The sequence below is a fragment of the Candidatus Paceibacterota bacterium genome (assembly GCA_028716825.1).
Classification (GTDB): Bacteria; Patescibacteriota; Minisyncoccia; order Minisyncoccales.
Genome location: JAQUPA010000017.1, coordinates 1 through 10522, shown reverse-complemented (window position 1 = coordinate 10522; position 10522 = coordinate 1). Strand labels below are relative to the sequence as shown.

Annotated in this window: 11 protein-coding genes; all 11 read right to left on the bottom strand. The window is 31.5% G+C overall.

From position 1 onward, the window contains the following. The coding region (locus tag PHI88_03190; protein ID MDD5552132.1) for a polysaccharide pyruvyl transferase family protein at positions 1-730 on the bottom strand (730 nt) is incomplete at its 3' end. Continuing rightward, entirely contained in the window at positions 714-1808 is a 1095-nt protein-coding gene (gene wecB / locus PHI88_03185; GenBank protein ID MDD5552131.1) for a UDP-N-acetylglucosamine 2-epimerase (non-hydrolyzing), read from the bottom strand. The genes PHI88_03190 and wecB, both read right to left, overlap by 17 nt. Positions 1809-1814: 6 nt before the next feature. Continuing rightward, positions 1815-2942 (bottom strand): DegT/DnrJ/EryC1/StrS family aminotransferase, encoded by a 1128-nt coding sequence (locus PHI88_03180; GenBank protein ID MDD5552130.1) that lies wholly within the window; start codon positions 2940-2942, stop codon positions 1815-1817. A 95-nt stretch (positions 2943-3037) separates the two neighbouring features. Next, positions 3038-3625, bottom strand: a complete 588-nt coding sequence (locus PHI88_03175) for an acyltransferase (protein MDD5552129.1) — start codon at positions 3623-3625, stop codon at positions 3038-3040. 4 nt (positions 3626-3629) lie between these two features. Further along, a complete protein-coding gene (locus tag PHI88_03170) occupies positions 3630-4634 on the bottom strand; it encodes a Gfo/Idh/MocA family oxidoreductase (protein MDD5552128.1) in 1005 nt (334 codons plus the stop codon). 63 nt (positions 4635-4697) lie between these two features. Further along, positions 4698-5996 carry a nucleotide sugar dehydrogenase gene (locus PHI88_03165; GenBank protein ID MDD5552127.1) on the bottom strand — a complete coding sequence of 433 codons (1299 nt, stop codon included), beginning with the start codon at positions 5994-5996 and terminating at the stop codon, positions 4698-4700. A 24-nt stretch (positions 5997-6020) separates the two neighbouring features. Further along, positions 6021-6266 carry a helix-turn-helix domain-containing protein gene (locus PHI88_03160; protein ID MDD5552126.1) on the bottom strand — a complete coding sequence of 82 codons (246 nt, stop codon included), beginning with the start codon at positions 6264-6266 and terminating at the stop codon, positions 6021-6023. 71 nt (positions 6267-6337) lie between these two features. Next, positions 6338-7213 (bottom strand): sugar phosphate nucleotidyltransferase, encoded by an 876-nt coding sequence (locus PHI88_03155; GenBank protein MDD5552125.1) that lies wholly within the window; start codon positions 7211-7213, stop codon positions 6338-6340. Between the two features lie 8 nt (positions 7214-7221). Next, entirely contained in the window at positions 7222-8586 is a 1365-nt protein-coding gene (locus PHI88_03150) for a phosphomannomutase/phosphoglucomutase (GenBank protein ID MDD5552124.1), read from the bottom strand. An 18-nt stretch (positions 8587-8604) separates the two neighbouring features. Continuing rightward, positions 8605-9753 (bottom strand): methionine adenosyltransferase, encoded by a 1149-nt coding sequence (gene metK, locus PHI88_03145; protein ID MDD5552123.1) that lies wholly within the window; start codon positions 9751-9753, stop codon positions 8605-8607. 79 nt (positions 9754-9832) lie between these two features. Beyond that, positions 9833-10522: DUF763 domain-containing protein (locus PHI88_03140; protein ID MDD5552122.1), on the bottom strand; the 690-nt coding region annotated here is incomplete at its 5' end.

Below are 10522 nucleotides of genomic sequence, written 5' to 3'. Positions count from 1 at the left end.
TTGGAGAAATACCTATAATTGGTTTTGATACGTCAATGCCAATTTTTTTCACATAGTCAACAGCCCAATTTTTATCAGCAGGCCTTAGAGCTATTGAAACGTCCGGAAAAGAATAAAGAGGAACTTTTAGCTTTAATTTTTTAATCTCTTCTAAATTATCTCTGCCCCTTACAAAAATGAAAGGAAGCTTTTTAAGTTTTCTTCTGACAAAGAAAGTATATATTTTGCCAGAGATAGGACCATATGATTTTGTATATTTAAAGTAGGGTTTCTTTAGTTTTTCGGCTAAAGACTGCATATATATTTTATTTATATAGTTTGACCATTTTCTTCTTTGGTTTTTAACATTACCAATAAACTCTATACCGGATAAATCAATAATGGCATCACTCTTTTTTAAGTTTTCTAACAAAGCAAGATTTTTTTTATTCTCCCCTGCTAACAATTTTTTTCTTCTTTTTATTAAATAGAAAAGTTTATATAAAAACCTTATTAAAAAATATTTATTACCCAAAACAACCAAAGAATTGGGGCTTTCAATAATCTTAAAATTATTTTTTCTTGAAAATAAAAAATCTTCTTTATAGTAATTTTTATGAATTAAAAAAGTAGGATCAACGTCAAAATACTCCTTTAATTTATCCATTAATGGGAATGCAATTCCTTGAGCTCCGTAATTATGATTTAAATAAATAAGATCTGTAAATAAAATATTAAGCTTTTTTTGCATAATTTTTAGTCAAAATTTCCAGAATTTTCTTTGAAGTATCTCCTCCTCCAAAATATTTTTTTTGCGTGTTTTTTGGATTAAATCTCTCTACCGCCTTTAAAATTCTGTCTTTGTCTGCTCCTACTAAAATATTCCATTTACCCTTTACTGTTTCAACCCATTCTGTCTCATCTCTTAATGTAAGACAGGGTACTTTTGCAAAATAGGCCTCTTTCTGCACTCCTCCGCTATCAGTTAAAATTTTCTTAGCATTGTTTTCAAGCCAAAGCATATCAAGATACCCGACTGGTTTTATGATTCTTATTTTCCTGTTTAAACTCTGCCAAAGTTTATAATCCTTAAGATATTTTTTTGTTCGAGGATGAATAGGAAAAATGAGATTTTCTATCTTAGAAAAAGCGCTGACAATATTTTTAAGCCTTGCCTTTTCATCAGTATTTTCTGCTCGATGAATAGTTGCCAAGCAATAGTTTCCTTTCTTTAAATTAAGCTTTTCTAAAATTTTTGAATTTTTACTAGCGAATTTCACGGCCCTTAGAAAAGTATCATACATTATATCGCCCACATTATATACATTTTCCTTGATTCCCTCTCTTTTTAAGTTCAAAACAGCTGTTTTTGTAGAACAAAAATGATAATCTGCAACATGTCCGGTTACAATTCTATTTATTTCCTCTGGCATTCTTTTGTTAAACGACCTCATTCCAGCTTCAATGTGGCCTATTTTAATATGCATCTTTGCTGCAACTAATGCACCAGCCAAGGTAGCATTAACGTCTCCCAAAACAATTACAAAATCGGGTTTCTCTTTTTCTATTACTTTTTCTATTTTTTCCATTGTACGTGCTGTTTGAAAACCATGAGAACCGCTTCCAACTCCCAAGTTATAATCTGGTTTTGGAATTTTAAGCTCCTGAAAAAAAAGTTTTGACATTTCATAATCATAGTGCTGACCAGTATGAACAATCTTATATGTAATTCTTTTCTTTTTTTTGCTGTTGTATTTTTTAATTGCCTCTACTAAAGGAGCTGTCTTAACAAAATTGGGCCTTGTGCCAATAACAATTAATATTTTCATAAAATTCTATTTATTAAAAAATTTTTCTATGCTTTTTATGATAAAATCTTGATCGCTTTTTGGAATTTCAGGATAAATAGGCAGACTAAAAACTTCATTTGAAGCTCTTTCAGTTTCGGGAAAGCTGTTTTTTTTGTATTTTAAATAAGAAAGTGCGGGCTGCATATGCAAAGGTAAAGGATAATAAATCATAGTCGGAATGCCTTTGGAATTTAAATAATCAACAATCTTATTCCTCTTTCCTTGACCAATTCTTAAGGTGTATTGATGAAAAACATGATTTCTGTCTTGAAGAATTTCTGGTGTTATAATTTCACTTGTAATCTTATTTATGTTTTTGCTGTAATAACTTGCTTTTTCGGCCCTCGCCTTGCTCCAACTATCAAGATATTTTAATTTAACATTTAAAATAGCTGCTTGTGTTGCGTCTAACCTTGAATTTGTCCCCAATATCAAATTTTTATATTTTTCCCTTGGAGAAGATCCATGACTTCTTAAAAGCTTAATTCTGTCTGCTAATTTTTTACTATTTGTTACTACCATACCTCCGTCACCATATGCTCCAAGATTCTTTGATGGAAAGAAAGAAAAACATCCAAAATCTCCAATAGAACCCGCTCTTTTCCATTTGTTTTTTATTTTAATCTTCGCACTTATCGCCTGAGCGACGTCTTCAACCACCTTTAACCTATATTTTCTTGCAATTTGTATAATTTGTCCCATATCAGCCATTTGTCCAAACAAATGAACTGGAAGAATTGCTTTTGTTTTTTTTGTAATATTCTCTTCTATCTTTGAAACATCTATGTTATAAGTTTCGGGATTTATATCAACAAAGACTGGTTTTGCCCCGCAATTTGCAATAACGTCAGCGGTTGCAATAAAAGTAAAAGGAGTTGTAATTACCTCATCCCCCTTTGTAATTCCAAGCGCTTTTAAAGAAAGATAAAGTGCGTCTGTTCCTGAATTTACTCCAACGGCATAATTTACACCGCAAAATTTTGCAACGTCATTTTCAAATTTTTCTACTTCGGGACCTCCAATAAAAACACTATTTTCTAAAACATTTTTAATTGCTTGATCGATTTCTTTCTTGATTGATTTGTATTGTTTTTTCAAATCTAAAAATTGCATAATTTTGAGTGGAGCGAAAAATTAATGCGTCAGCTCCATAAATTTTTTGAGCAACGCGAGAAATTTAATGCGTTAGCTCCATATTTTTGATTTTTTTATTTTATTTTTTTAACTTTATCGCCCTTTTTTATATATTCTCTTTTACAAACTTTGCAAATTGTTTTTTCGTCTTTAAATTCAATCTTATTCCCGCATTCACAAACCCAACCGATAATTCTTGCAGGAACTCCAACAACCAAAGCAAAATTTGGAACATCTTTTGTAACAACAGATCCAGCACCGACAAAAGACCATTTCCCAACTTTTACACCACAAACAATTGTAGAATTAGCACCGAGAGATGCCCCTTCTTTGACTAAAGTTGCCAACCACTTTCCGTGTTGAGGATAATCCCTTTTTGGATATTTTGCGCGTGGATTAGGATCATTGGTAAAAACAGCCGACGGACCGACAAAAACATAATCTTCCAAAGTAACTAAATCCCAAACATCAGTATTTGATTCTATTTTGACACCCTCTCCTAATTTTGCCTTCCCTGAAATAAAACAATTATGACCAATTGTGCAATTTTTCCCTATTTCAGCCCCAGCAAAAACTTGTGAATTTTGCCAAATAGCAGTCCCTTCTCCAATTTTTGCATCTTTATTTACTTCAGCGGTCTCATGAATTTTAACTTTAGGCATATTTTTATTTTTGATTTACATTAATAACTTTTCCATTTTTATCTATTGATTTCTGGCAAGCATCCAAAATTTTTAAAACTTCAAGGCCCTCTGTACCGTCAGTTATTGGCTTTTTTCTTTTAGCTATGCATTTTAAAAAATGCTTTGCTTCTTCTTTCAACGGCTCTTCATTGCCAATTTTTATTACCTGTCCCTCGTCTTTTATTGCTTCTGGAATTTCTTTTTTCCATCCAATTTTGTGCTTAAATAATGTAAGTTTTTCCTGCGACTGATCATCAAAAACCACCATCCCTTTAGAACCAATAATAGACAATTTTTGTTCTTTAAATGGGTTTAACCAAGAAACAAAAATGTGAGCAGCCTTTCCTTTATTAAACTGAAAAAAAGATAGGGTAGTGTCTGGAATTTTTTTTTGCAAGTACGATTTACCAACCGAAATTACGTTTACCTTCTTTGGCATGCCCAAAATATCTTCCATTAAATCAATAATTACTGCTACATCATGAGGAGCAAATGACCAAAGAACATTTTCTTCTGTTCGTAATTTTCCAAAATTAAGTCTGTTTGAATATATGTAATGAACTTCGCCCAATTCTTTCTTTTTTATTAACTCTTTTAGTTTTTTAATCGCTGGATGATATAAAAGTAAATGTCCGACCATTAAAATTCTTTTATTCTTTTTTGCTAATTTTACAAGCTCTTCTGCCTCTTTTACTTTTAAAGAAAGAGGTTTTTCAACAAAAACATCTTTACCAGCCAAAAGCGCTTTTTTTGTTAATTTATAGTGTAAAGCTGCTGGAGCTGAAACAACAACACCCTTTATGTCTTTATCGTTTAGAATATCATTAAATTTCTCTGTAATTTCAAGTCCGGGATGTTCTTTTTTTCTCTCCGCTAAAATATTTTTATCCAAGTCGCAAATAACTTTCAAAACACCTAATTCAAAAAAAACTCTCACTAAATTTTTTCCCCAATAACCGGCGCCAATAAGACCAATATTTTTTTTCATAAATTTTTACCTTTTTAAATCCAGCAAAACTAGTGCGAAGCAATTTAACGGGGTGAATTTTTATTACCACCAAGAAACATTTTTGTATTTTCTTGATTTTATAGCGTTTCTAGTATCTAAAACTAACTTAGAATTTTTTGCCAATGCTTCGTAATTAAATCCCGAATGATCGGCTAGGATTAAAACAAGATCGTAATTTTTAAGTACCGAAGGTTTATATTTAATCGAAGTTAATTTTACGCCATCAGCTTTAAATTCTTTGCAATAAGGATCAAAATAATCAACTATCGCACCTTTTCTTAAAAGTTCTTTTGCAATATCATGCGCTGCGGATTCCCTAGAATCTGCAATATCTTTTTTGTAAGCAACCCCCCAAATAAGTATTTTTGAACTTTTTACCGGTTTTTTTTCCTGATTTAAAACTGAAGTAACCCTTACAACGACCATATGTGGCATTTGTTCGTTTATTTCTCCAGCCAGTTCAATAAACCTTGCCCAAAAATTATATTCTTTTGCCTTCCAAGATAAATAAAAAGGGTCCAAAGGAATACAATGACCTCCTATTTTGGCAGAAGGATAAAAAGCATTAAAACCATAGGGCTTTGTCTTTGCCGCTTCAATAACTTCCCAAAGATCAATGCCCATTTTTCCACAAAGCAAGGAAATTTCATTAATTGCAGAAATATTAATTAACCTATAAGTATTTTCCAATATTTTTGTCATCTCAGCCGCGCTTGGCGAAGATACTGGATGGACTTCTTCTAAAAATTGTCTGTAAAAAAGCCTTGCTAGTTTTGTACAATTCTTAGTTACGCCTCCAACTACTTTTGGAATTTTAACAAGTGGCATTTGATTTCCGGGGTCAATTCTTTCTGGAGCAAATACGAGATAAAAATCTCTTCCCGCTTTTTTGCCACTTGATTCAAAAATGGGTAATAAAACTTCTTCTGTAGTTCCAGGATATGTCGTACTCTCAAGAATTATCAATTTTTTCCCGTCAAAATTCTTTTTAATCTCTTCTGCAGAATTTTTTATATAGGAAATATCCGGAATTTTATATTTATCAAGAGGAGTTGGTACGCAAATTATCACAACATCTGATTTTTTGAGTAAAGAATAATTATCTGATGCTTTTAATTTTTTATTTTTTAGCACAACTTCTTTCAAGTCCTCATTGCTTATATCGTCAATATATGATTTTCCCTTGTTAACTTTATTTACTCTTTCTTTTAAAATATCTATTCCAAGGACAGAAAAGCCCGCTTTTGCAATTTCAACAGCGTGCGGCAAACCTACATATCCAAGTCCGATAATTGCGACTTTTGCTTTTTTTTGTTTAATCAAATTTTCTAATTTTTTCATAATCTATTAACTTAATTAGATTAACTACCAGTCTTTAATTCTATCTTTTATTTTTTTTCTGAAATCAAGATAACCTTTTTTAGCTTTGCTTTCCAATTCTGGTGATACTAGTCCCAAAAGTTCTTTTCCTAAAATTTTATATCTGCCCCCAACTTTTTTTGCACGGATAATGCCTTGTTTAAGGTATCTTTTTATCGTGCTTTTGCTTACTTTCAAAAAATCCTGCGCTTCCTTTGTCGTATAAACTTGATTTGGATTTATTTTGTTCATAGTAAAAAACAAGATACAAGTTTATCAGGGAATTATAAAGGTGTCAAGGGGTATCAAAAAGGTTCACGATATTATTTTGTAAAATATTTAAAATTTTCTATCCATTTTTCTTTTGTACCGCATTCAATCCATTTATTCTTTGTCGCAAAACCAAAAATTTTCTTATCCTGTCTTATCATTTCTTTTAGGGCATTTGCTAATATAATTTCACCATTTTGCTCTTCTGTTTTCTTTAAAAAATAAAAGATATCTGGTGTTAAGACATACTTCCCCACTAAGGCAAAATTTGAGGGAGCTTCCTTTGGTTTTGGTTTTTCTATAAGATCTAATATTTGAAACATTCTGTCTTTAACCTCTTTTATTTTAGGAACACCATAAGAACTTAATCTGTCTTTTTGCATTTTATACAAACAAAGAACAGGTGATCTTACACTACTATAAGTTTTAACAAGTTCATTTGCCATTCCCTCGCTTATAATTCCTTCTTTGCTCTTTCTTGGATAACAAGGAAGAGAAATATCATCTCCAAAAAGAACTAGAAATGGTTTTTTACCAACAAGCTTCTCAACTTTTAAAATTGCATCCCCATCTCCCTTTGGCTTTCTTTGCACAACATATTCATATTTAACCCTAGGAATACATTTAAGTTCATAAAGAGCTTCTTCTTTTTTTCTTTCCTTCAAAATACTTATTAGTTCTTCGTCTTTTTTAAAATAACCTAAAATATATCTTTTAAAAATATCTCTTTTTTTGGGAGATATAATAAAAATTATTTTTTTTACCCCCGCCTCTAGTGCTTCTTCTACGACATACTGTACAACTGGTTTTACGCCAAGCGGAAAAAGCTCTTTTGGAATAATTTTTGAAAGAGGTAAAAAACGTGTTCCAAGTCCGGCAATTGGAATAACAGCGGTATCAATTATGCATTTTTTATTTTTGTTTTTCATTTTTAAAATTAACTAAAATTGCTTAGGATCTTTTTTATTTCTTCTACTTCCCTTGTAATTACTTCTTTACTTTCTGCCTCAACTATAGTCCGCAAAAGTGGTTCTGTGTTAGATGGCCTTACAAGACACCAAAAATCTTTTCCTTCTGCTTTTATTCCATCAATCTTTGATATTTTATAATTTTTAGAATTAAAATAATTTTCTATCTCCCTTAATGCACTTTCTCTATCTTTAATTTCAAAATTAATCTCTCCCGAATTTACATATTTTTTAAAAGAAGAAATAATTTCTGAGAGGGATGTTTTTTCTTTTGAGAGCTCTTCTATTATTTTGAAAAGAACAAAAAGCGGCGTTTCAAAATTATGGTTTTTACCCAAGTAATAATGTCCTGATTTCTCGCCTGCAAAATAAATATTATTTTCTGCCATCATTGGCTTTATATAAGAATGACCAGTTCTTGAAAGATAAAATTTACCACCATTTTCTTTTACAGTATCTTCTACTATTTTGCTTGAACTAATATCGGCGAGAATTTTTGCGCCTTTTTCTTCTTGCAATATAATTTTTGACAGTAAAGCTGTTATAAGATCCCCATCTATGTTATTACCTTTTTCATCTACAAAAACTATCCTGTCAGCATCTCCATCAAAAGCTAATCCAAAATCAGCTTTTTTTTCTCTAACCTCTCTTATAAGTTCTTTCAAATTTTCAGATATAATCGGATCGGGTTCATGATTGGGAAAATTTCCATCAAGCTCTGGAAAAAGATGATAAAATTCTATTTGATTAAATTCTTTTTTAAAATAATCAATAAGTGGGGACGAAGTAGCATTTGCCGTATCGATAACTATTTTTAATGGAGAAATTTTATCTTTTCGCAAAAAGCTAAAGTTAAATTTAAGATATTTAGAGAGAATTTCTTCTTTTTTTTCTTTTCCTTTTTCTTTGCCCTCAGAAAATTTTTCTGCTTTTACAATCTCGGCAAGCTCTTCCATCCCCTCGTCTTTTCCAATATTTACTGAGTTTTCCTTTATAACTTTGAATCCATTATATTCTTTAGGATTATGAGAAGCAGTAATCATTGCTCCGCCATCAGCTTTAAAATAATTTGAAGCAAAATAAAACATCGGGGTCGTAGTAAGTCCAATATCAATAACATCAGCACCTTCTTTCTTCACTCCTTCTTTAAAAGATTTAAATAAAGCTGGTGAAGAAATTCTATTATCTTTTCCCAAAATAATTGTTTTTTTACCTGGATTCTTACCCTCAAGAAATGCAACAAGACCCCTCCCAATTTTAAAAGCTGAATCCTCATCAATATCTTTTGGATAAACTCCTCTTATATCATATGCTTTAAAAATTTCTGGGTTCATGTTTTTATTCTAAAAAAGTTATATTTTTTCTTTTAATTCTTTTGTTTTATCTTTTCTCTCCCAGGAAAATTCCTTTTCTTCCTTGCCAAAATGTCCATAAGAAGCAGTTTTTTTGTAGATAGGACGTAATAAATTAAGTTCTTCTATTATCATACCAGGCGACAAATCAAAAACTTTTGGAATGATTTTTACTATTTTTTCTTCAGAAACTTTATTAGTACCAAAAGTATTTAAATTTATAGAAAGTGGCCCTGTACCACCAATAACGTAAGCTATCTGTATTTCGCATTTTTGAGCAAAACCAGCGGCTACTATATTTTTTGCAATATAGCGTGCCATATAAGCACCTGATCTATCAACTTTTGTTGGATCTTTTCCTGACATCGCTCCTCCACCAACATGACCCATGCCCCCATAGGTATCAACTATAATTTTTCTGCCGGTTGCGCCACAGTCTGCCACTGGTCCCCCAATTACAAACCTACCTGTATTGTTGATAAAAATCTTTGTTTTTTTTGTAAGATAATTTTTACAAACCGGTTTTATAACTTTCTTTAAAATCGCATCTTTTAAAATGGAATTCTTAACATTGGGCTCATGCTGGGCACCAATGACAATAGATTGTAAATTTTTTGGTCTCCCGTTTTCATATTCAATAGTAACTTGAGTTTTCCCGTCTGGTCTCAAAAAGGGTAAAGTTTTTTTCTTTCTTATCTCAGCTAATTTCATTGATAGTTTATGAGCTAGCATTATGGGAAGTGGCATTAACTCTGGAGTTTCTTTTGTGGCATATCCTGTCATCATACCCTGATCCCCTGCTCCTTGTTTTTTAGTCGCCGTTTTTCTAACACCCCTCGCAATATCAACCGATTGTTCATGAATTACATTAAAAACTGCAAGAGTATTAAAATCAAAACCATATTGCGGTTTATCGTATCCAATTTCCTTAACAGCATTTCTTACTAAGTTATTTACGTCTATCCAGGTTTTAGTACTTACTTCTCCCCCAACAATAACATAACCCATTCCGACAGCTACCTCGCATGCAACTCTTCCATATTTATCATTTCTTAAAACCTCATCTAAAACGGCATCTGATATAATATCTGCTACTTTATCTGGATGGCCTTCTGTCACTGATTCTGAAGTGAAAAGAAATCTTTTCATGAAAATGGATTTAATAAAAAACGATCTTGAAGGACCGAAGATAAATTTTACTAAATTCTAAGATTTTAGGCAATAATTATTATTTAGCAAAATTTTTATCTAATCTTGAAAAGGCACCTTCTTTTTCCCGTAAAGAAAGTGTGCTCTTTCTTATCGCTTTTTCCATTATGTTGATTGTTTTTTCATAAACATCAAGATCAACCGGATACGGCACCCCATCTTTGCCACCATGAGCAAAGGAATAACGAGATGGGTCTTTGTAAGATGGTTTTTTGCCATAAATTAATTCACCAATTAAAGAAAGTGCTCTTATTGTCTTTGGACCAACTCCTTTTTGATATAAAAGTTCAGTAAATGTTTTTGGTTTTTTTGATACTAATTCAGAAACTGTTTTTTTTATGTAGGGTGTATTGAAATTTAAATCTTTAGGTTCTTTGGGCCATACACTATCATCTGGTAAATTTATTTTTTTAACAGAAGAAATGTCAGTAAGATTCTTGGATAATAAATTTAAATCTTTCTCAATTTGCCTAAAATTACTTCCTACTAAATCCAAAGAAATATTACGATTTTCTTTTGAGCCCTTTGCAGATAAGTTTAAATGATTAAATTTCTTCTGGCTTATGATTCCAGTATGTGGCTCCTCAATAAAATTTTTTCGAAGCCCTCCCCGCCAGTGATAACGACGCGCAGCTTTTCTTTGAAGATTCATTCCTTGTTGTATAACTGCCCAATTCCCGTTCTTGGTAAATAAAAAAGTATGATGGTA

Bases quoted from the DNA above. Each gene is read 5' to 3' on its own strand.
- PHI88_03175 (MDD5552129.1), bottom strand. From the start codon at position 3,625: ATGCCTAAAGTTAAAATTCATGAGACCGCTGAAGTAAATAAAGATGCA.
- PHI88_03180 (MDD5552130.1), bottom strand. From the start codon at position 2,942: ATGCAATTTTTAGATTTGAAAAAACAATACAAATCAATCAAGAAAGAA.
- PHI88_03150 (MDD5552124.1), bottom strand. From the start codon at position 8,586: ATGAACCCAGAAATTTTTAAAGCATATGATATAAGAGGAGTTTATCCA.
- metK (MDD5552123.1), bottom strand. From the start codon at position 9,753: ATGAAAAGATTTCTTTTCACTTCAGAATCAGTGACAGAAGGCCATCCA.
- PHI88_03155 (MDD5552125.1), bottom strand. From the start codon at position 7,213: ATGAAAAACAAAAATAAAAAATGCATAATTGATACCGCTGTTATTCCA.
- PHI88_03160 (MDD5552126.1), bottom strand. From the start codon at position 6,266: ATGAACAAAATAAATCCAAATCAAGTTTATACGACAAAGGAAGCGCAG.
- PHI88_03165 (MDD5552127.1), bottom strand. From the start codon at position 5,996: ATGAAAAAATTAGAAAATTTGATTAAACAAAAAAAAGCAAAAGTCGCA.
- wecB (MDD5552131.1), bottom strand. From the start codon at position 1,808: ATGAAAATATTAATTGTTATTGGCACAAGGCCCAATTTTGTTAAGACA.
- PHI88_03170 (MDD5552128.1), bottom strand. From the start codon at position 4,634: ATGAAAAAAAATATTGGTCTTATTGGCGCCGGTTATTGGGGAAAAAAT.